Annotated in this window: 17 protein-coding genes and 2 pseudogenes; 7 read left to right on the plus strand and 12 right to left on the minus strand. The window is 74.6% G+C overall.

All coding sequences use genetic code 11. From position 1 onward, the window contains the following. Nucleotides 1-70: 70 nt before the first annotated feature. The 6 genes and pseudogenes from ACZ5GT_RS36020 to ACZ5GT_RS36045 all read right to left on the minus strand — a co-directional run. A pseudogene (locus ACZ5GT_RS36020) lies at nt 71-676 on the minus strand (GntR family transcriptional regulator); the annotation flags it as partial. Between the two features lie 300 nt (nt 677-976). Continuing rightward, a complete protein-coding gene (gene sucB / locus ACZ5GT_RS36025; RefSeq protein ID WP_469034952.1) occupies nt 977-2,872 on the minus strand; it encodes a 2-oxoglutarate dehydrogenase, E2 component, dihydrolipoamide succinyltransferase in 1,896 nt (631 codons plus the stop codon). Nucleotides 2,873-2,932: 60 nt separating this feature from the next. Beyond that, nucleotides 2,933-4,321 carry a dihydrolipoyl dehydrogenase gene (lpdA, locus tag ACZ5GT_RS36030; protein ID WP_360752279.1) on the minus strand — a complete coding sequence of 463 codons (1,389 nt, stop codon included), beginning with the start codon at nt 4,319-4,321 and terminating at the stop codon, nt 2,933-2,935. Nucleotides 4,322-4,561: 240 nt separating this feature from the next. Continuing rightward, the gene (locus tag ACZ5GT_RS36035; protein WP_469034954.1) at nt 4,562-6,091 is read right to left on the minus strand and encodes a leucyl aminopeptidase; all 1,530 of its coding nucleotides are present in this window, start codon (nt 6,089-6,091) and stop codon (nt 4,562-4,564) included. A 270-nt stretch (nt 6,092-6,361) separates the two neighbouring features. Further along, the gene (locus tag ACZ5GT_RS36040) at nt 6,362-6,976 is read right to left on the minus strand and encodes an RDD family protein (RefSeq protein WP_469034956.1); all 615 of its coding nucleotides are present in this window, start codon (nt 6,974-6,976) and stop codon (nt 6,362-6,364) included. Between the two features lie 46 nt (nt 6,977-7,022). Beyond that, complete coding sequence (locus ACZ5GT_RS36045; RefSeq protein ID WP_469034959.1) at nt 7,023-7,820, minus strand: adenosylcobinamide-GDP ribazoletransferase; 798 nt, start codon at nt 7,818-7,820, stop codon at nt 7,023-7,025. 60 nt (nt 7,821-7,880) lie between these two features. Between ACZ5GT_RS36045 and ACZ5GT_RS36050 the strand changes: the two genes are divergently transcribed. Further along, nucleotides 7,881-8,645, plus strand: coding sequence for a hypothetical protein (locus ACZ5GT_RS36050; RefSeq protein ID WP_469034961.1), 765 nt, complete (start codon nt 7,881-7,883; stop codon nt 8,643-8,645). Between the two features lie 12 nt (nt 8,646-8,657). On the opposite strand, the pseudogene ACZ5GT_RS36055 reads toward ACZ5GT_RS36050, so the two are convergent. From ACZ5GT_RS36055 to cobT, 3 genes and pseudogenes are all read right to left on the minus strand, one after another. Next, nucleotides 8,658-9,347, minus strand: a pseudogene (locus tag ACZ5GT_RS36055) (hypothetical protein); the annotation flags it as partial. After that, a complete protein-coding gene (locus tag ACZ5GT_RS36060) occupies nt 9,344-11,083 on the minus strand; it encodes a phosphatidylglycerol lysyltransferase domain-containing protein (RefSeq protein ID WP_469034963.1) in 1,740 nt (579 codons plus the stop codon). The pseudogene ACZ5GT_RS36055 and the gene ACZ5GT_RS36060, both read right to left, overlap by 4 nt. A 101-nt stretch (nt 11,084-11,184) precedes the next feature. Continuing rightward, nucleotides 11,185-12,453, minus strand: a complete 1,269-nt coding sequence (gene cobT, locus ACZ5GT_RS36065) for a nicotinate-nucleotide--dimethylbenzimidazole phosphoribosyltransferase (protein WP_469034965.1) — start codon at nt 12,451-12,453, stop codon at nt 11,185-11,187. Nucleotides 12,454-12,590: 137 nt separating this feature from the next. Here cobT and ACZ5GT_RS36070 point away from each other — a divergent pair, with 137 nt between their 5' ends. After that, a complete protein-coding gene (locus tag ACZ5GT_RS36070) occupies nt 12,591-13,124 on the plus strand; it encodes a methyltransferase domain-containing protein (protein ID WP_469034967.1) in 534 nt (177 codons plus the stop codon). Nucleotides 13,125-13,185: 61 nt separating this feature from the next. Here the strand turns inward: ACZ5GT_RS36070 and ACZ5GT_RS36075 are convergent, their stop codons facing one another. Further along, a complete protein-coding gene (locus tag ACZ5GT_RS36075; protein WP_469034969.1) occupies nt 13,186-14,388 on the minus strand; it encodes a bifunctional adenosylcobinamide kinase/adenosylcobinamide-phosphate guanylyltransferase in 1,203 nt (400 codons plus the stop codon). Between the two features lie 209 nt (nt 14,389-14,597). Here ACZ5GT_RS36075 and ACZ5GT_RS36080 point away from each other — a divergent pair, with 209 nt between their 5' ends. Beyond that, nucleotides 14,598-14,810 (plus strand): hypothetical protein, encoded by a 213-nt coding sequence (locus ACZ5GT_RS36080; protein WP_351895948.1) that lies wholly within the window; start codon nt 14,598-14,600, stop codon nt 14,808-14,810. 96 nt (nt 14,811-14,906) lie between these two features. Here the strand turns inward: ACZ5GT_RS36080 and ACZ5GT_RS36085 are convergent, their stop codons facing one another. Further along, nucleotides 14,907-15,665: a class I SAM-dependent methyltransferase gene (locus ACZ5GT_RS36085; RefSeq protein ID WP_469034982.1), complete on the minus strand. Its 759-nt coding sequence runs from the start codon at nt 15,663-15,665 to the stop codon at nt 14,907-14,909. A 200-nt stretch (nt 15,666-15,865) separates the two neighbouring features. After that, nucleotides 15,866-16,540 carry a DUF3043 domain-containing protein gene (locus ACZ5GT_RS36090; protein WP_469034971.1) on the minus strand — a complete coding sequence of 225 codons (675 nt, stop codon included), beginning with the start codon at nt 16,538-16,540 and terminating at the stop codon, nt 15,866-15,868. Nucleotides 16,541-16,777: 237 nt separating this feature from the next. Between ACZ5GT_RS36090 and ACZ5GT_RS36095 the strand changes: the two genes are divergently transcribed. From ACZ5GT_RS36095 to ACZ5GT_RS36110, 4 genes are all read left to right on the plus strand, one after another. Continuing rightward, the gene (locus ACZ5GT_RS36095) at nt 16,778-17,560 is read left to right on the plus strand and encodes a PspA/IM30 family protein (RefSeq protein ID WP_469034974.1); all 783 of its coding nucleotides are present in this window, start codon (nt 16,778-16,780) and stop codon (nt 17,558-17,560) included. A 23-nt stretch (nt 17,561-17,583) separates the two neighbouring features. Further along, entirely contained in the window at nt 17,584-17,862 is a 279-nt protein-coding gene (gene pspAA, locus ACZ5GT_RS36100) for a PspA-associated protein PspAA (protein WP_469034975.1), read from the plus strand. A 106-nt stretch (nt 17,863-17,968) separates the two neighbouring features. Beyond that, nucleotides 17,969-19,222: a sensor histidine kinase gene (locus ACZ5GT_RS36105; RefSeq protein ID WP_469034977.1), complete on the plus strand. Its 1,254-nt coding sequence runs from the start codon at nt 17,969-17,971 to the stop codon at nt 19,220-19,222. Further along, nucleotides 19,219-19,902 (plus strand): response regulator, encoded by a 684-nt coding sequence (locus ACZ5GT_RS36110; RefSeq protein WP_469034979.1) that lies wholly within the window; start codon nt 19,219-19,221, stop codon nt 19,900-19,902. The genes ACZ5GT_RS36105 and ACZ5GT_RS36110 overlap by 4 nt, the downstream gene beginning before the upstream one ends. Nucleotides 19,903-20,564 lie beyond the last annotated feature (662 nt).

Here is a 20,564-nt window from a genome sequence, read left to right on the forward strand (position 1 = left end):
GCATAAGATCGAGTTTTTTTCCGTCCCCCCTCCCCCCCCCCCCCCCCCAGCCCCCCCCCCCCCCCCCCCCCCCCAGGACGTGCGCCTTCACCAGCTCGGCGATCCTCGGGTCACGCCGGCGGAACGCCTGCACCAGCTCCTCGTGCTCCTCGGCGTACGACTGCTGCACCGTCCCCAGCCACCGGATCGACAGGGCCGTGAAGACCTCGATGCCCAGGCCCTCCCAGGTGTGCAGCAGCACCGAGTTGCCGGCCGCCCGCACCAGCTCCCGGTGGAAGGCCACCGTGTGCCGCACCTGGGCCGTGCCGTCGGCCTTGCGGTCGGCCTCGTACAGCGCGGCGACGTGCGGTTCCAGCGCCGAGCAGTCCTCCGCCAGGCTGTCGGCCGCGAGCTCCGCCGCGATCGCCTCCAGGCCGGCCCGCACGGGGTAGCTCTCCTCCAGGTCGGCCGCCGTCAGGTTGCGCACCCGCACGCCCTTGTTGGGCGCCGACTCGATCAGCCGCAGCGACTCCAGCTCCCGCAGCGCCTCCCGCACCGGCGTCTGGCTGACCTCCAGCTCGGTGGCGATACGGCGCTCCACGATCCGCTCGCCCGGCTGCCAGCGCCCGCTGACGATCCCTTCCACGATGTGCTCGCGGATCTGTTCGCGCAGCGAGTGGACGACGGGCGCGGTCATGAGTGCTCCTTAGAAGAGGGCTCCGAATCCGGTACTGCGGCCCGAGGGCCTGGCGGACGGGCGGCGGTCGGGCGGCGGGCGGAACCCCGGGTGCGTTTGACGATTAGACAATAAGGCCGGAAACGGCTTGTGGAGAGGCGCACGGGGGCGCTTTGACGCAGGTGAGACGAGACTTACACAGCGGTGTCCCCCCGGCCGCCCCCCTCGGGAACGCGCGACGCCCCCGCCCGGAAGGCCCGGACGGGGGCGTCGTACGTACTGCTGGGGTGTCCCGGGGGTCACCCAGGTGTCACCCGGGGGTCAGAGGCCGAGCTCGACCTCGAACTCGCCGGCCTCCAGGATCGCCTTGACCGCGGTCAGGTAACGGGCCGCGTCGGCGCCGTCCACCAGCCGGTGGTCGTAGGAGAGGGTCAGGTAGGTCATGTCGCGGACGCCGATGACCGTGCCCTCCTCGGTCTCGATGACGGCCGGACGCTTGACCGTGGCACCGATGCCGAGGATCGCGACCTGGCCCGGCGGCACGATGATCGTGTCGAACAGCGCGCCGCGCGAACCGGTGTTGGAGATGGTGAAGGTCGCGCCGGACAGCTCGTCCGGAGTGATCTTGTTGGCGCGGACCTTGCCCGCCAGCTCCGCCGTGGCCTTGGCGATGCCCGCGATGTTGAGGTCGCCGGCGTGCTTGATGACCGGGGTCATCAGGCCCTTCTCGGAGTCCACCGCGATACCGACGCTCTCGGTGTCGAAGTAGGTGATGGTCCCCTCGGCCTCGTTGATCCGGGCGTTGATGACCGGGTGGGCCTTCAGCGCCTGCGCGGCGGCCTTGACGAAGAACGGCATCGGGGAGAGCTTGACGCCCTCGCGCGCGGCGAAGGAGTCCTTGGCCTGGGCGCGCAGCCGCATCAGGCGCGTGACGTCGACCTCGACGACCGACGACAGCTGCGCCTGCTCGTGCAGGGCCTTGACCATGTTGTCGCCGATGACCTTGCGGATGCGCGGCATCTTGACGGTCTGGCCGCGCAGCGGCGAGGCCTCCAGGGCCGGCGCCTTCCTGGCCGCCGGGGCTGCGGCCGGGGCCGGAGCGGCGGCGGCGGCCTTCGCGGCCTCGGCGGCGGCGATGACGTCCTGCTTGCGGATGCGGCCGCCGACGCCGGTGCCCTTGACGGTGGACAGGTCGACGCCGTTCTCGGCGGCGAGCTTGCGCACCAGCGGGGTGACGTAGGCGCCCTCGTCACCGGCGACCGCGGCCGGAGCCGGGGCGGCCGGGGCGGCCGGGGCGGGCGCGGGCGCCGGAGCGGCCGGGACCGGCTCGGGGGCCGGGGTGGTGACCTGCTGCGGGGCCGGAGCCGTGGGGGCCTGCGGGGCCGGGGCGGCGGGTGCCGGAGCCGGAGCCGGAGCCGGAGCCGGAGCCGGAGCGGCGGGGGCGGCCGGAGCTGCGGCAGCCGGAGCCGGGGCCACAGCAGCCGGAGCCGGGGCCGCAGCAGCCGGAGCCGGGGCCGCGGGGGCCTCGGCGGCGGGCGCCGGAGCCGGGGCGGCCGGGGCCGGAGCGGCGGCCGGGGCCGCGCCCGGAGCGCCGATGACGGCGAGCTTGGCGCCGACCTCGGCGGTCTCGTCCTCGCCGACGACGATCTCGAGCAGCACGCCGGAGGCGGGCGCCGGGATCTCGGTGTCGACCTTGTCCGTGGAGACCTCGAGCAGCGGCTCGTCGGCCTCGACGGAGTCGCCGACCGACTTCAGCCAGCGGGTGACGGTGCCCTCGGTGACGGACTCGCCGAGCGCGGGCAGGACGACGTCCGTGCCCTCGGCGGTGCCGGCGCCGGCGGCGGCCTCGGCGGTGGGCGCCGGGGCGGGGGCGGCCTGCTCGGTGGACGGGACCGCGGCCTGCGGGGCCGGCTCGGGCGCCGGAGCGGGGGCCGGGGCCTGCTCGGCGGCCGGGGCGGGGGCCGCGGCGGGGGCGCCGGTGCCGTCGTCGATGACGGCCAGCTCGGCGCCGACCTCGACGGTCTCGTCCTCGGCGACCTTGATGGAGGCCAGGATGCCGGCGGCGGGCGAGGGGATCTCGGTGTCGACCTTGTCGGTCGAGACCTCGAGCAGCGGCTCGTCGGCCTCGACGTGCTCACCCTCGGCCTTCAGCCAGCGGGTGACGGTGCCCTCGGTGACGCTCTCGCCGAGCGCCGGAAGGGTTACGGAAACCGCCATGGTTTCGGTTGCTCCTAACGAATTGCGGAAGTCTGAGTCGTCGCGTTCGTCGACCGAGGGTCAGTCGTGCGAGTGCAGCGGCTTGCCCGCGAGGGCCAGGTGGGCCTCGCCCATCGCCTCGTTCTGCGTCGGGTGGGCGTGGATGAGCTGGGCCACCTCGGCCGGCAGGGCCTCCCAGTTGTAGATCAGCTGGGCCTCGCCGACCTGCTCGCCCATGCGGTCGCCGACCATGTGGACGCCGACCACGGCACCGTCCTTCACCTGGACGAGCTTGATCTCGCCCGCGGTGTTCAGGATCTTGCTCTTGCCGTTGCCCGCCAGGTTGTACTTGAGAGCGACGACCTTGTCCGCGCCGTAGATCTCCTTGGCCTTGGCCTCGGTGATGCCGACGGAGGCGACCTCCGGGTGGCAGTAGGTCACCCGCGGGACACCGTCGTAGTCGATCGGGACGGTCTTCAGACCGGCCAGGCGCTCCGCCACCAGGATGCCCTCGGCGAAGCCGACGTGCGCCAGCTGGAGCGTCGGGACCAGGTCGCCGACCGCGGAGATGGTCGGTACGTTGGTGCGCATGTACTCGTCGACCAGGACGTAGCCGCGGTCCATGGCGACACCCTGCTCCTCGTAGCCGAGGCCGGCCGAGACCGGGCCGCGGCCGACGGCGACGAGCAGCACCTCGGCCTCGAACTCCTTGCCGTCGGCGAGGGTGACCTTGACACCGTCCTGGGTGTACTCGGCCTTCTGGAAGAAGGTACCGAGGTTGAACTTGATCCCGCGCTTGCGGAACGCGCGCTCCAGGAGCTTGGAGGAGTTCTCGTCCTCGACCGGGACGAGGTGCTTCAGACCCTCGATGACCGTGACGTCCGCGCCGAAGGACTTCCACACGGAGGCGAACTCGACGCCGATGACACCGCCGCCCAGGATGATCGCCGACTTCGGCACCCGGTCCATGACGAGGGCGTGGTCGGAGGAGATGATGCGGTTGCCGTCGATCTCCAGGCCGGGCAGCGACTTCGGCACGGAGCCGGTCGCCAGCAGGACGTGGCGGCCCTGGACGCGCTGACCGTTCACGTCGACGGAGGTGGGGGAGGACAGCCGGCCCTCGCCCTCGATGTACGTCACCTTGCGGGACGCGATCAGACCCTGCAGGCCCTTGTACAGGCCGGCGACGACGCCGTCCTTGTACTTGTGCACGGCCGGGACGTCGATGCCCTCGAAGGTGGCCTTGACGCCGAACTGCTCGCTCTCGCGGGCCTGGTCGGCGATCTCGCCCGCGTGCAGCAGGGCCTTGGTGGGGATGCAACCCCGGTGCAGGCAGGTGCCGCCGACCTTGTCCTTCTCGATCAGGGCGACGTCCAGGCCCAGCTGCGCCCCGCGCAGGGCCGCGGCGTAACCACCGCTACCACCGCCGAGGATCACTAGGTCGAAAACGGTGCTGGCGTCGTTCGCCACGTCACGTCCTCCATGCATGTGCGCCACGCCGGTCGTCGCTGACCGGTCGGCGGCTGGTGTCCGGCCGCTGTTGCTTCGGCCCTGTGGTTGGGGGCCCTGTCCTGCCGTGCCCCATCTTCGCACTTGTCGGGACCCGACGAGACGCCGGGCCGGGGTGTGAGACGTCCCACGTTCGGCCGAGCGCACGGCGACGGGGCCCCGCCCTACCCGCGTGCGGGGCCCCGTCGCGCACGGCGCTCGTCAGCCGAGGTCGCCGGCCGCCGTCAGCTCGGCCAGCCGCACCAGCGTGCGCACCGCCGTGCCCGTGCCGCCCTTGGGCGTGTAACCGAACGGGCCGCCCTCGTTGAAGGCCGGGCCGGCGATGTCCAGGTGGGCCCAGGTGATGCCCTCGCCCACGAACTCGCGCAGGAACAGGCCCGCGACCAGGCCGCCGCCCATCCGCTCGCCCATGTTCGCGATGTCGGCGGTGGGGGAGTCCATGCCCTTGCGCAGGTGCTCCGGCAGCGGCATCGGCCAGGCCGGCTCGCCGACCTCCTCGGCCGCCTCGTGCACCGCGGAGCGGAACGCGTCGTCGTTCGCCATGATCCCGAACGTCCGGCTGCCCAGCGCCAGCATCATCGCGCCGGTCAGGGTCGCGACGTCGACGATGGCGTCCGGCTTCTCCTCGGACGCGGCCCACAGGGCGTCCGCGAGCACCAGCCGGCCCTCGGCGTCGGTGTTGAGCACCTCGACCGTCTTGCCGCTGTACATGCGCAGCACGTCACCGGGGCGGGTGGCGGAACCCGACGGCATGTTCTCGGCCAGCGCCAGCCAGCCGGTGACGTTGACCTCCAGGCCGAGCCGCGCGGCGGCGACCACGGCGGCGAAGACCGCCGCCGCACCGCTCATGTCGCACTTCATCGTCTCGTTGTGGCCGGCCGGCTTGAGCGAGATGCCGCCCGAGTCGTAGGTGATGCCCTTGCCGACGAAGGCGAGGTGCTTGGCGGCCTTGGCGGAGGTGTACGACAGCTTCACCAGCCGCGGACCCGCCGCCGAGCCCGCGCCGACGCCGAGGATGCCGCCGTAGCCGCCCTTCTCCAGCGCCTTCACGTCGAGCACCTGCACCTTGATGCCGTGCTCCTTGGCCGCGGCCTGCGCGATCGCGGCGAACGCCTCCGGGTCGAGGTCGTTCGGCGGCATGTTGATCAGGTCGCGGGCGCGGTTGAGCTCCTCGGAGACGGCGGTGGCGCGCATGACGGCCGCCTTGTGCTCCTTGTCGCGGGGCCGGGCGCCGAGCAGCGCGGCCTCGGCGAGCGGCGCCTTGGACTTGCCCTTGCCCTTGGCGTCCTTGCCGTTCTCCTTGTACGTGTCGAAGGAGTACGCGCCGAGCAGCACGCCCTCGCCGATCGCGCCGACGTCGCCGGCGTCGGCGACGGGCAGGGCGAAGGCGGCCTTCCGGGTGCCGGCGAGGGCGCGGGCGGCGACGCCGGCGGCCTTGCGCAGCGCCTCCGAGCCGTAGCCGGCGTCCTTCTCGGGCTCGGCGCCCAGGCCCACCGCCACCACGAGCGGGGCCTTGAAGCCGGACGGCGCCGGCAGCTTCGTCACCTCGCCCTCGGCGCCGGTGGCGCCGAGGGTGTCCAGGACGCCGGCGAGTCCGCCGTCGTAGGCGTTGTCCACGGCCTCCGCGCCCGGTGCGACGACCGGGCCTTCGGCGCCCTTGGCGACACCGATCACGATCGCGTCGGCCCGCAGGCCGGGCGCCGCGGCGGTGCTGAGAGTGAGAGCAGTCACGGTGGTGAGATCTCGCTTCCGATGTGAAGTTGCTGGGGTCGAACGGTGTGGGCCGGCCGGGCCCGGAAGCCGACCCCGGTTCGGCCCGAGGGTGCGGCTTCGGCGGGGTCTTCCCCGGTGCGGCGAACACTCCGGACGAGCCTACGCGCGTGCGCGGGCCCGCTCGTTCCCGCGATTGTTCACCCGGGGGCGGGGTCCTGGACATCCGTCGCGCGAGCCCCGCTTCCCCGGAGTGCTCCCGCCTGTGCGGGTCCGGGCGGCGCCGGCCCCTCAGGGAGCGGCGGCGAGGGGCGTGGCGCCGGCCGTCGCACCGGCCGGGGCGCCGGCCCCGGTGACCGTGGTGCCGGTCATCCGGTCGGCCAGGGAACGGCGGCCCGGGAGGAGCACGGGCAGCGCGTTGAGCAGGAAGACGCCGACGGCCACCGCCCACACCAGCACGGACAGCACGAACTGCCCCTCGATCAGCAGCACGCAGGCGACGGCGTAGACCGCGATGTCGGCGGCGGTGGTGACGGCGGCGCGCAGCGCGGCGCGGCGGGGCGCGCACCGGGTGACCTTCAGGCCGAGCAGGCCCTTGCCGACGGTGCGCCCCACGAGGGCGAGGCAGCCCCACTGGTAGAGGAACGTGACCAGGACCAGCAGCCCGAAGGCCTCCTCCACGTACAGCACCGCCTTGCCCCACAGCGACAGCCCGAGGTCCTGCGAGGCGCCGATGACGTCCCCGCGCGCGGTCAGCAGGTCGAAACCGCCGCGGGTGGCCAGGTCGGGCACGTCGGCCACGAGCGCGGAGATCCGGTTGAAGGTGAGCACGGCCAGCCCGGTGGCCGCCGCGAGCACCAGCGCGAAGTCGATCAGCCAGGCCGTGGCACGGCGGAGTTTCGGCACAGTCGTCCCCCGATCGCGATCCCGTGTCCGTGTACGGCGGAAGAGATTAGCGCCCCAGGCACAGCACCAGCAGCGAAACCGTCGCGGCCGTCTCGGCGAGCGCCCCGAAGACGTCGCCGGTGATCCCGCCGAAGCGGCGCGTGCAGTGGCGCAGCAGGAGTTCGGCGGCGCCGGCCGCGGCGAGCACCGCGAGGGCGGTGCGGACGGCGTCGTACGTCCCGAAGCACGCGCCGGCCGCGGCGGCCGCGCCGGTCACCACGGCCGCGGCGCCCGCCGCCCGGCGCACCGGGACCACGCCCGCGACCGCGGCCCCCAGCCCCTCCGGCCGGGCGGCCGGTACGCCCGTGCGCGCGGCCAGGGTCAGCGCCAGCCGGGCCGCGGCCGCGGAGACGGCGGCGGCGAGCGCGCCCCGGGCCCACGAGCCGCCGTACACCTGGGCCAGCGCCGCCACCTGCGCGAGCAGGACCAGGACCAGCGTGATCACTCCGAACGGGCCGATGTCCGACTGCTTCATGATCCGCAGGGCGTCCTCGGCGGGCTTCCCGCTGCCCAGCCCGTCCGCGGTGTCCGCGAGACCGTCCAGGTGCAGGCCGCGGGTGAGGACGGCGGGTACGGCGGCGGAGGCGACGGCGGCGAGCAGCGCGCCGGCGCCCAGCCGCAGCAGCAGCGTGCCGGCCGCGGCCGCGGCCGCCCCGACGACAGCCCCGGCCACCGGGGCGCACAGCATGCCGGCGCGCGCCGCGTCCCGGTCCCAGCGGGTCACCCGGACCGGGAGCGCGGTGAGCGTGCCGAAGGCGAAGCGGAGGCCGTCCGGCCAGGCGGGAGCGGTGGAGGGTGCGGGCACCGGCGCAGGTTACCCGGCGGTCGGGAGGGCGCGGGAGGCGGCCGTGGATAGAGTTCCCATATGGGACATTGGTGGGAGCGGAACATCGTCGAGCCCGGCAAGCTGCCGTTGCTCCTCGCCCTGACCGCGTTCGTCCTGACGTTCCTGATCACCCGGACGATCACCCGCCTCATCCGGGCGGGCCGGGGGCCCTTCGGCAACGTCAAGGCCGGCGGACTGCACATCCACCACGTCGTCCCCGGCGTCGTCCTCATCGTCGTCGGCGGTTTCGGGGCGGTCACCAGCGGCCGGTACGGCTTCGGGGCGGCCGTCTGCGCGGTGCTGTTCGGCATCGGCGCGGGCCTGGTCCTCGACGAGTTCGCGCTGATCCTGCATCTCCAGGACGTCTACTGGACCGAGGAGGGCCGCCAGAGCGTCGAGGTCGTCGTGCTCACGGCGGCCGTGGTCGGACTGGTACTCGCGGGCTTCGCGCCGTTCGGCGTCAACGACATGAGCGAGCAGGAACTGCACAGCCGCGGCAGCGTCATCGCGACCGTCGTGGTCGACTTCCTGTTCTCGCTGGCCGTCCTGGTCAAGGGCAAGGTCCGGATGGCGGTCTTCAGCGTGATCGTGCCCTTCGTCGGCGTGATCGGCTTCGTCCGGCTGGCCCGCCCCGGCTCCCCGTGGGCCCGCCGCTTCTACCGCGACCGTCCCCGCGCCCGTGCCCGCGCCCTCCTGCGCGCCTACCACCACGACCGCCGCTGGTCGGGCCCGAGCCGGGCGTTCCAGGACTGGCTGGGCGGCAAACCCGGCCCCGAGCCGACCCGGGCCCTGGAGCGCCGGTGACCACAGCCCGCCGGGGGCGCCCGCACCGCGCGGCCGCGGCCGCGGCTCCAGCTCCGGCTCCGGTCGGGAGGCGGGGCCGCGCGCGAGGAGCAGCGCCGCCGCGATCGCCGCGAGGTGCTCCTTGCCGGCGAGGTTCTCCTTCAGCGCGACCTCCAGCACTATCGCGCACACCACCGCGCCGACCGTGACCCGCGCGCCGTAGCGCCGGCCGAGGACCACGGCGAGACCCACCACGGCGGCCGACGGGCCGGTGTCGACGACCTGGGCGTCGGACCGGGGCAGGCCCAGCGGGCCGCCGGGGCCGAGTGCGATGCCCACCCGCGCGTACAGCGTGCCGGCGAGCGTGGTGGCGTACGCGACGACCAGCGTCCGCCACCGGCCCAGACAGATCTCCGCGAGCCCGAACACGAGCAGGACCTGCGCCAGCGCCCCCCAGGCGGGCAGGTCGAGGGCCGGCACGAACAGCGACAGGGGAGTGCGCAGGAGGGCCGCCCACAGCGGGTCCGCGGCCCGCACGGACCCGGCGTCCTGCACCAGCCCGTACCCCCACGACCGGTGCTGCGCGAAGTGCAGCAGTCCGGTCAGGCACACCGCCCCCACGGTCATCGGCACCGCCCGCGCGCGCCGTTCCCGCAGCGGCTCCCGCACGGCGACGTACAGCCGTCCCCACTCGGCGCGGGCCCAGCGGGCGGGAGACGTCATCCGTGCGTCTCCAGGTGCTTGCGGTGCAGCCACTTCGGCAGCCCCGGCGCCTCCAGGAAGCCCTCCGCGCGCGCCGACGCCAGAGCGATCCGCGGGAGGTCCGCGCTCTTCTCGAAGAGCAGGAACCGCGGCTCCCACACGGGCCGGTACTTGGCGTTGGCGCGGTACAGCGACTCGATCTGCCACCACCGCGAGAAGAAGCTGAGCAGCGACCGCCACAGTCGCAGCACCGGTCCGGCGCCGAGCCGCGAGCCGCGCTCGAAGACGGACCGGAACATCGCGAAGTTCAGCGAGAGCTGCGTGACGCCGATGTCCCCGGCGCGGCGCAGCAGCTCGATCACCATGAACTCCATCAGCCCGTTGTCGCTGTCGCGGTCGCGCCGCATGAGGTCGAGGGACAGCCCCTTGGGCCCCCACGGCACGAAGGACAGCAGCGCCCGCAGCTCCCCCTGGGCGTCCGCGCACTCGAGCATCACGCACTGCCCGTCCCGCGGGTCCCCGAGCCGCCCCAGCGCCATGCTGAACCCACGCTCGGTCGCCCCGTCCCGCCAGTCGTCGGCCCGCCCGACCAGGTACGCCATCTCGTCCTCGGGGATGTCCCCGTGCCGCCGGACGCGCACCGTGTAACCGGCGCGCCGCACCCGGTTGAACGCCTGGCGCACGGTCCGCATGGCCCGTCCCTCGAGGGTGAACTCGGCGACCTCGACGATCGCCTCGTCGCCGAGTTCCAGCGCGTCGAGCCCGTGCCGCGCGTACACGGTCCCGGCCTCCTCGCTCGCCCCCATCACCGCCGGGATCCAGCCGTGCGCGCGCGCCTCGGCGAGCCACGGCTCGATGGCGCCGGGCCACGCCTCGGGGTCGCCGATCGGGTCGCCCGAGGCCAGCGAGACGCCGCCGACGAGCCGGTAGACGACGGCCGCCTTCCTCGTCGGCGACCACACCACGCTCTTCTCCCGCCGCAGCGAGAAGTAGCCGAGCGAGTCCCGCTCGCCGTGCCGGTCCAGCAGCGCCCGCAGTCGCGTCTCGTCGTCCTCGGTGAGCGGGTCGACGGCGCGCCGGGAGCGGAACGCGGCGTAGAAGACGGCCAGCACGAGCGCGGTGCTCAGCACGTTGATGGCGACGTTGGCCCAGTTCGGCGCGTCGATGCCGGGGAAGCGGGACTCGTCCACGGCGACCGAGACCAGCCGCAGCGCGCCGTAGTGCCAGCGCTCCGCGAACGTCGAGCGGGCCGCGTCCGGCGCCTGGTTGGTGACCGTCACCAGCAGCGCGGCGAACAGCGAGCAGACCAGCGTGCCGACCACCGCGACAGCGGCCGCGAGCTTCGGGTTGGACCGGTCACCCTTGGCGTAGAACTCCCGCCGCCCGACCAGCAGCGCGGCGACGAACGCGGCGGTGAGGACGAGGGAGACCCAGTTCTGCGCGTACCGGCGGACCTCCTCCAGCGACATGGCGAGCACGAACAGCGCGAGGAACGGGCCGGCCAGGGCGAGGTTCAGGATCCACGCGGCCCGCTTGCGCCGCCGCATGGTGATCGCCAGGAAGGCGGTGAACACCCCGGAGGCGAAGCCGGCGGTCAGCAGGTACGGCGTGAAGAGGTTCTCCTGGTTGTGCCGCCGCACGTCCTGCCCCAGGGAGACCCACACCGCACTGAGGAAGTTGACGAACGCTACGGCCCGCAGGTACCAGACGGCGAACGCGGCCGCTCGCCGCCGGGTGGCAATTCGGGCATCTCCCATGAGTAAGTATCATATGGGCGATTCCTCTGTGAACTGTCTCATCTCCTCTCTGCCGCGCGGGCCGACTCGCGATTCCACCCCCGCGATCGTCGTGATCAGCGCTACGGGTTGCCGGTGGCTCCGGCTGCGTGTCCCGTTCCCGGGGTGCCGGCGTCCTCGGTGGAGGGGTTGAGTTCCGGGGTCTCGGAGGCTTCCGGTCCGCCCTCGTCGGCGCTGTCCGGGTCTCCGGCGTTCTCGGGGTCTCCGGCGTTGTCCGGGTCCCCGGCGTTGTCCGGGTCCCCGGCGTTCTCCGGGTCCCCGGCGTTGTCCGGGGCTTCGGAGGGGGCCGGCTTCTCCGGGAGTTCGGCGGCGAGCGCGGCGGCCGCCTGCACCAGCGGCAGCGCCAGCAGCGCGCCCGCGCCCTCGCCCACGGTCACCCCCTGCGACAGCAGCGGCTCCAGGGCCATCCGGTCCAGCGCCTTCGCCTGCCCCGGCTCCCCGCTGTCGTGCGCCGCCAGCCACCAGTCCGGCGCCCGGAACGCGATCCGCTGCCCCACCAGCGCGCAGGCCGCGGCCACCACCCCGTCCAGGATCACCGGCATCTTGCGCACCGCGCTCTGCAGCAGGAACCCGGTCATCGCGGCGAGGTCGGCGCCGCCCACCGCGGCCATCAGCTGCAACTGGTCGCCGAGCACGGGCCGCGCCCGGCGCAGCGCGTCCCGGATCGCCGCGCACTTGCGCATCCACGCCAGATCGTCGATCGCCAGCCCGCCCCGCCCGGTCACCACGGACGCGTCGGTGCCGCACAGCGCGGCGACCAGCACCCCGGCCGGGGTCGTGCCGCCGACGCTCACGTCGCCGAGCACCACCACGTCCGTACCGGAGTCGGCCTCCTCGTCGGCCACCGCGATCCCGGCCCGGAACGCCGCCTCGGCCTCCTCCGGGGTCAGCGCGTCCTCGACGTCGATCCGCCCGCTGCCGCGCCGCACCCGGTGCCGTACGACCTCCTCGGGCAGACTCCGCGGGTCGCAGTCCAGGGCCATGTCCACGATCCGCACCGGCACGCCGAGCCGCCGCGCGAGCACCGACACCGGACGGCCGCCCTCCAGCACCTCGCGCACCAGCCGTGACGCGCTGCCCGCGGGTCGGGCCGAGACCCCGAGTTCCGCGATGCCGTGGTCGCCGGCGAAGAGGACCACGCGCGGCCGTTCGACCGGCCGTACCGGCACGGTCCCCTGCGCCGCGGAAAGCCACTCACCCAGGTCGTCGAGGCGGCCCAGCGATCCGGGCGGCACGATCTGACGCTCCCGGCGCGCCTCCGCGTCGCGGCGCACCCCGCCGTCGGGGCGCTCGATCAGATCGGTGAAGTCGTCGAGATTCAGCGAGCTCATTCGCCGAACAGTACCGGCACCGATCGAACAGAGCCGCGCCACACGGTCACCCCGCGCACCCGACGTCGTTGCCCCCAAGATCGCGATCCCATACTTTCCCTTTTGTCGAGTTTGTCGTACGCCTTGGGGAGCCGCCCATGAACCGTCTGCGCACCCGCGTCCACGCCCTCGACCGGCGCCGCCGCCACCGCTCCGCGGCCCGCGCGCTGCTGCGGGTGCTGCCCGAACCGGAGAGCTGGCTGGACGTGGGAACGGGCTACGCCGACTTCCCGCACGCCGCCAGGGAGTTCTTCCCCTACACGGCCTTCGACGGCATCGACCCCACCGCCCGCGTCGAGTACGCCCGCCGCGCGGGCCGCGTCGAGGAGGCGTACGCCGGACAGGTGACGGACCCGCACATCACCTCGCTGCTGCGCGCCCGCTACGACGTCGTCACCCTGCTGCGGCACCGCTCGCCGGGACCGCCGGACCCCGGCGCCGAACTGCGCGCCGCCCTCGCCGTGCTGCGGCCCGGCGGTCACCTGCTCGTGGAGGTGCCGTGGCCGCGGTCGGACGGCGTGCGCGCGCACCTGGAGACGCAGGGCTGCGTGATCGTCACGCCGCCCCGCCCGGTCCGCGCCCTCCTCGCGGACCTCCTGGGACCCGGGCGCCGTGTCATCGCGCGCCGCTGACCACGGCCCCGGGCCGCCGCCCCGTTCCGACCTGCGGGTTCGACCCGCGAGCGGCCGTACGTCACCCCCGCAGCACCAGCGCCTGACCGGCCACCACCAGCACCACCTGCTCGCACTCCGCCGCGAACGCGGTGTTCAGCCGCCCGAGTTCGTCGCGGTAGCGCCGCCCGGACGGTGTCGCCGGCACGATGCCCGAACCGACCTCGTTCGACACGGCGACGACCGTGCGCCGGGTCGCCCGCACCGCGTCCGTCAGCTCCCGCACCCGCCCCCGCAGCGCCCGCTCGCCCTCGTCCGCCCACACCGCGTCGTCCCACGCGCCGACGGAGTCCATCACGTCCGTCAGCCACAGCGACAGGCAGTCGACCAGCAGCGGCGGCCCGTCCTCGGCCAGCAGCGGCACCAGGTCGCAGGTCTCGGCGGTACGCCAGGAACCCGGCCGCCGTTCCCGGTGCGCGGCGACCCGGGAGGCCCACTCGGTGTCGCCGGCCCGTGAGCCGCCCGTCGCCGCGTACAGCACGCCGGGAAACGCCTCCAGGCGCCGCTCGGCCTCCACCGACTTGCCCGACCGGGCGCCGCCGAGCACCAGCGTGCGCCGCGGCACGTCGGGCACGTCCTCGTAGGCGCCCACGACGAGCGTCGCCCCGTCCGGCACGGCCCGCGCCCCCGCCGCGGCCAGCCGCCGCCGCAACTCCGCCCCCGGCGGCACGTCGTGGTCGAGATGGACGGCGACCACGTCCGTCGTGGGACCCACCGCCCCGGCCGCCCGCAGCCCGGCGAGCGCGTCCGGCCGGCCCACGACGTCGGCCAGCACCATGTCGTACGCCGTCGCCCCGCCGGCCGCCGTGCCCGCCGGCGCGCCCCCCGGCGGCAGGTACAGCAACCGCTGCCCCTCCGGCCCGCTCACCTCGTACCCGGTGCCCGGCGCGTCCAGCGCCACCGCCCGCACCCGGTGCCCCGTCAGCAGCGCCAGCTCCCGCCCGTCCGGCACCCGCGCGGGCTGCGGCAGCCCGGCCGGCACCTCGACGGCCGGCCCGTCGTGCGGATGCGACAGCAGCACCTGCCGCACACCGCCCAGCGACTGCCCGGCCCGCGCGGCCGCGAACACCGCCCCCGGCGTCAGGTCCAGCAGCAGCGTCCCGTCCACCAGCAGCGCGGTCGCCGCCCGCGCGTCGGGGCCGTGGGCGCGGGCGCAGGCGGCGCAGGGACAGTCGGGGCGGGGGAGTCCCGCGGGGGCACCGGTGCCGAGCAGAGTCACTTCCACGAAGCGATTTTCGCCTGTCACCGCCGGGCCCGCGTGACGGCGGCCTGGTGAGGGCGTGCGGAAGCGCACGACCGGGCGTGTACGGCCGGTGCGCGCCGGCCGCCCGCGGCCCTGTGCCGGTGCGCCCGGTGCAACGCATAGGCTTCGCAGCGGAAGCCGGACCGTGATCCGGCTTCCGCCCTGCAGGTGCCCAGACACGGGAGGCGTACATGGTGGCGTGGACGTGGCGGTTCGAGAAGGCCGACGGGGCGGAGGTCCAGCCCGCGGTGCAGCCCGAGGAGTTCACCACGCAGGGGGACGCCGAGTCCTGGATCGGGGAGCACTGGAAGGCCCTCGCCGAGGGCGGGGCGGACCAGGTGCGGCTGTTCGAGGACTCGTCGGAGATCTACGGCCCGATGAGCCTGCACGCCGAGGAGGCGTAGGCGCGCCCGCGCCCGCGACGGGAGCAGGGGGCGGCCGCCCCCTGCTCGCTGTTCACCCCCGGATCACCCGGATCACGTGGATCAACTGGACAACGCTCAGTCCCGCACGCCGCACAGATGCAGCAGCGCCGCGACCGAGCGGTAGGGGTCCGTCCGCCCGGCCCGCTCCTCGACCGCCAGCAGCGTCTCCACGTCGGCAGGCGCCCCGGTCCGGTCCACCGCCGTGTCGGTGAACACGCGCACCCCGTACCAGGCGTGCAGCGGCGCCCCGATCCCCGCCAGGGTCGCCGTCAGGTCCTGAAGCCGGTCGGCCCGCAGGCCGGGCCCGGACGGGGGTTCCCCCGCTGAGTCGGGATCGGCAGCGGCGGAGCGCGCCGCGGTGTCGAACGCGGCCAGCGCGCCCGCCCAGTCGCCGGAGAGGCCCGGCCGCATCGCCGGCGCGTCCCCGTTGCACACCAGCAGCGACAGCAGCCCGCCGTGCGCGAGCATCCGCGCCAGCCCGGCCAGCAGCGGGTCGGGCTCCTCGACGTACATGAGCACCCCGTGGCACAGCACCACGTCGAAGCTGCCCGGCAGGAAGTGCACGCCGGTGTCCCGCCCGTCGCCCTGGAGGAGCCGCACCCGCTCCCGGATGCCCTCCGGCTCGGCGGCGAGCGCCTGACGGGCCCCGGAGATCATCGCGGGGTCCCGCTCGACCCCGGTCACCCGGTGCCCGGCCCGGGCCAGGCGCAGCGTCTGCGCGCCCCGGCCCATCCCGACGTCGAGCACCCGCAGCCGCCGCCCGACCGGGAACCGGGCGATGATCTGCTCGTCGACCTGCCGGGCGACGAGCTCCTGCCGTACCAGGTCGCGCAGACAGCCCGGCCCGTCCGGCCCGTCCGGCCCGCCCGGTCGTTCCGGTCCATCCGGCTCGTCCGGTCGGTTCGGTCGTTCCGGTCCATCCGGCTCGTCCGGTCGGTTCGGTCGTTCCGGTCCATCCGGCTCGTCCGGTCGGTTCGGCTCGTCCGGCACGCTCGGCGGGGCATCCGCCGCGCCGCCGGGGGAAGACGTCGTGCTCAGGGCCGCTCTCCGCGCTTGACCTGCGGCTTCGGCAGCCGAAGCCGACGCATCTGCAGGGAGCGCATGAGCGCGTAGGCGACCGCGCCGCGGCGGCCCTGGTCCGGGAAGCGCTCGGCGAGCCGCTTCCTGAGCCGGAAGCCGCTGAGGATCGAGTCCAGCACGATCATCACGACCACCACGAGCCACAGCAGCAGCGCGATGTTCTGCAGCGAGCCCACCGGCACCATGCTCAGCACCAGGATGACCACGGCCATCGGCAGGAAGAACTCCGCCACGTTGAAGCGGGAGTCGACCCAGTCGCGGGCGAACTTGCGGACCGGGCCCTTGTCACGGGCCGGCAGGTACCGCTCGTCGCCGCCGGCCAGCGCCTGGCGCTGCCTTTCCAGCGCCGCGCGGCGCTCCTCGCGCTGGCGCTTTGCGGCGTCCTTGCGCGTCATCGACGTATTGGCGACGCTGCGGCGCTGGGACTGGGCCTCACTGCGTTTCGGCGTGGGGCGTCCCTTGGGGGCCTGCGGGTCGCGGGGCTGCTTGGAGCCGGTCACCGGCGCCTTGTCGGCGACCTGGGCCTTCTCTTCCTTGGCACGGCTACGGAACACAAAGCCCAAGGGTACGGGGTGCCCGGGGTTGCTCCCCAGCCCGGCGGGGAACGATCCGGCAACGCCGGTCGTCATGTAAAGGACAGAGGGGACACAGAGGGGACAAGGAGAGGACGTTGTGCGCGCTTCCGCATCCCGGGGGGACACCTACTCCTCACGCCGGAGCGTCGGCGGGCGCAGTCGTCCTCGGGGATGAGCCCATCCGTCCCGAACAGTGCGTCAATGGATGCAGGGCCCGTACTGTGGGTTCTGTCGCAGAGCTGGAGCTGGAAGTCCGTCAGAAGGGGGCGCGCGAAGCCCATGAGCGGTGTCATGAAGCGTATGGGGATGATCTTCCGCGCGAAGGCGAACAAGGCCCTTGACCGGGCCGAGGACCCGCGCGAGACCCTCGATTACTCCTACCAGAAGCAGCTGGAGCTGCTCCAGAAGGTCCGCCGCGGTGTCGCCGACGTGGCCACCTCGCGCAAGCGACTGGAACTCCAGCTCAACCAGCTGCAGCAGCAGTCGTCCAAGCTGGAGGACCAGGGCCGCAAGGCGCTCGCGCTGGGCCGTGAGGACCTGGCCCGCGAGGCGCTGTCGCGCAAGGCCGCGCTCCAGCAGCAGGTGACGGACCTGGAGACGCAGCACTCGACGCTGCAGGGCGAGGAGGAGAAGCTCACCCTCGCGGCCCAGCGCCTGCAGGCCAAGGTCGACGCCTTCCGCACCAAGAAGGAGACCATCAAGGCGACCTACACCGCCGCCCAGGCCCAGACCCGCATCGGCGAGGCGTTCTCCGGCATCTCCGAGGAGATGGGCGACGTCGGCCTGGCGATCCAGCGCGCCGAGGACAAGACGGCCCAGCTGCAGGCCCGCGCCGGCGCGATCGACGAACTCCTCGCCTCCGGTGCCCTGGACGACCAGTCCGGCATGCACAAGGACGACATCCAGGCCGAGCTGGACCGGCTCTCCGGTGGTACGGATGTAGAGCTGGAACTGCAGCGCATGAAGGCCGAGCTGGCCGGAGGCCCGGCCGACCGCCAGGCGATCGAGGGCGGCACCGGTCAGGGCGGGTCCCAGCAGCAGCCGCAGGACACCCCGCGCTTCGACAAGCAGTAGGGGCCCACGCCGAGGAGGGCGACGTGATCGTACGGATCATGGGGGAGGGGCAGGTGAGGCTGGCCGACAGCCACCTCGCCGAGCTGAACCGCCTGGACGACGAGCTCCTGAGGGAGATGGACAGCGGCGACGGCCCCGGCTTCCGCCGCACCCTCCACGCCCTGCTGTCCAAGGTCCGCGAACTCGGCACCCCGCTCCCCGACGACTCCCTGGAACCGTCGGAGCTGATCCTGCCGTCCCCGGACGCCACGCTGGAGGAAGTCCGGGAACTGCTGAGCGACGACGGGCTGATCCCCGGGTGACGCCGGCGGGCCGACGGCCCCCGGGGACGGCGACCCCCGGGGACGGGCGGAGCGGCCACGGCCACCGGGCGCTCCGGCGCCGGCCCGGCACCCGTACTGTGCAGGCGTGAGCACCCTCGAACGCGCCAGATGCCGGCTGACCGCGCACCCCCTGGCGCTGGACGCGGCACTGGCGGCCGGGGTCCTGGCCTGCATGGTGGCCGGCTCGTTCGTGGACCCCCGCGGCAGCGACGGCGTCACCTGGGGCGTGCGCACCCCGGACCCGCTCAGCCTCCTCCTGATGACTCTCGGCGCGCTCGCCCTGGTCTTCCGCCGCCGCGCCCCGAAGACGGTCCTGGCCCTCACCGTCACCGTCTCCGTGGTCGAGTGCGTCACCGGCGACCCGCGCGCCCCGGTCGCCATGTCCGCCGTCGTGGCCCTGTACACCGTCGCCGCCGCCACCGACCGGCCCACCACCTGGCGCCTGGGCCTGCTCACCATGACGGTCCTCACCGGCACCGCGATGCTCGCCGGCCCCCTGCCCTGGTACGCCCAGGAGAACGTCGCCATCCTCGCCTGGACCGGCATCGGCGCCACCGCCGGCGACGCCGTCCGCAGCCGTCGGGCCGCCGTGCAGGCCATCCGCGAGCGCGCCGAGCGGGCCGAGCGCACCCGCGAGGAGGAGGCCCGCCGCCGCGTCGCCGAGGAACGCCTGCGCATCGCCCGCGACCTGCACGACGTCGTGGCCCACCACATCGCCCTGGTCAACGTCCAGGCCGGGGTCGCCGCACACGTCATGGACAAGCGGCCCGACCAGGCCAAGGAGGCCCTGGCCCACGTACGGGAGGCCGGCCGCTCCGCGCTCAACGAACTGCGCGCCACCGTCGGTTTGCTGCGCCAGTCCGGCGACCCGGAGGCCCCCACCGAACCCGCCCCCGGCCTGGCCCGCCTCGACGAACTCGTCGACACCTTCCGCAGCGCCGGGCTGTCCGTCGAGGTCGCCCGCGCCGACCAGGACACCACCCTGCCCGCCGCCGTCGACCTGGCCGCCTACCGGATCGTCCAGGAGGCCCTGACCAACGTGCGCAAGCACGCCGGCGGCACGGCGAAGGCCGAGGTGAGCGTGGTCCGGGTGGGACCGAACATCGAGGTCACCGTCCTCGACGACGGCGGCGGCGAGGACGGCGGCGGCGCGGACGGCGGACCGGGCGAAGGCGGCGGACCGGACGACGGCGGACACGGACTGCTCGGCATGCGCGAGCGCGTCACCGCCCTGCGCGGCACCCTCACCACCGGTCCCCGCTACGGCGGCGGCTTCCGCGTCCACGCGATCCTGCCGGTCAAGACCCCCCGCCCCCGCACCGCGGAGGACCCCGCATGACCATCCGCGTCCTGCTCGCCGACGACCAGGCCCTGCTGCGCAGCGCCTTCCGCGTCCTCGTCGACTCCGAGCCCGACATGGAGGTCGTCGGCGAGGCGTCCGACGGCGCGGAGGCGGTCCGGCTGGCCCGGCAGGAACGGGCCGACGTGGTGCTGATGGACATCCGCATGCCCGGCACCGACGGCCTCGCGGCCACCCGGACGATCGGCGCCGACCCGTCCCTCTCCCACGTCCGCGTGGTCATCCTGACGACGTTCGAGGTCGACGACTACGTCGTGCGGTCGCTGCGCGCGGGGGCCTCCGGCTTCCTCGGCAAGGGCTCCGAGCCCGAGGAACTGCTCAACGCCATCCGGGTCGCCGCGGGCGGCGAGGCCCTGCTCTCCCCGGCCGCCACCAAGGGCCTGATCGCCCGCTTCCTGGCCCAGGGCGGCGCCGGGGACGACGACCGCGACCCGGCCCGCGCCGAACGCCTGGAGGCGCTGACCGTGCGGGAGCGCGAGGTGCTGGTCCAGGTCGCCGGCGGCCACTCCAACGACGAGATCGCCGAACGCCTGGAGGTCAGCCCCCTCACGGTCAAGACGCACGTCAACCGCGCCATGGCCAAGCTCGGCGCCCGCGACCGGGCCCAACTGGTGGTGATCGCCTACGAGTCCGGCCTGGTCCGCCCACGGACGGACTGACCCGCCCCCGAAGCGTCCCCCGACGGCGGCACGCGCGGCCGGACGCCACGCCCCAGCCACCCGCCCGTCGCGCGTGCCGCCGCGTCGGCCGGCGTGCGTGGTGCCGCGAGTCGGCTCTCGTGCGTGCAGTGCCGGCCCGAGTCGGTCGCCGTGCGCCGCCGCGCCCCGCGCGAAGCCGTCCGGCGGCCGGGCCGGCGCGTAGGGCGGCCGAGGGCGCCCCGCACTGGCCGATTCGCTCGCCGGGCGTACCCGGCATCGGCCGTCCCGCCCGTCGTGCGCGCCCGGCATCGACCGTCCCGCCCGTCGTGCGCACCCGGCATCGACCGTCCCGCCCGTCGTGCGCACCCGGCGTCGGCCGTCCCGCCCGTCGTGCGCGCCCGGCGTCGGCCGTCCCGCCCGTCGCACGCGCCCCGCATCGGCCGCCCCGCCCGCCGGGCGCACCCCGTGCTCCCGACGCGCCGCCCGCCGCTACGCGGCCCGGCCGAGCCCACGGGGCGCGGCCGGGCCGCGTCGGAGCGGGCGAACCCGGAGGGTGCCGGGCCGCGTCGGGGCGCGCCGTGTACACGGCCGAGGGGGGGGGGGGGGGGGGGGGGGGGGGGGGGGGGGGGGGGGGGGGGGGGGGGGGGGGCGCGGGGGGGGGGGGGGGCCCTCTTCCCCTCCCT

It is taken from the genome of Streptomyces sp. NPDC031340 (assembly GCF_055569945.1).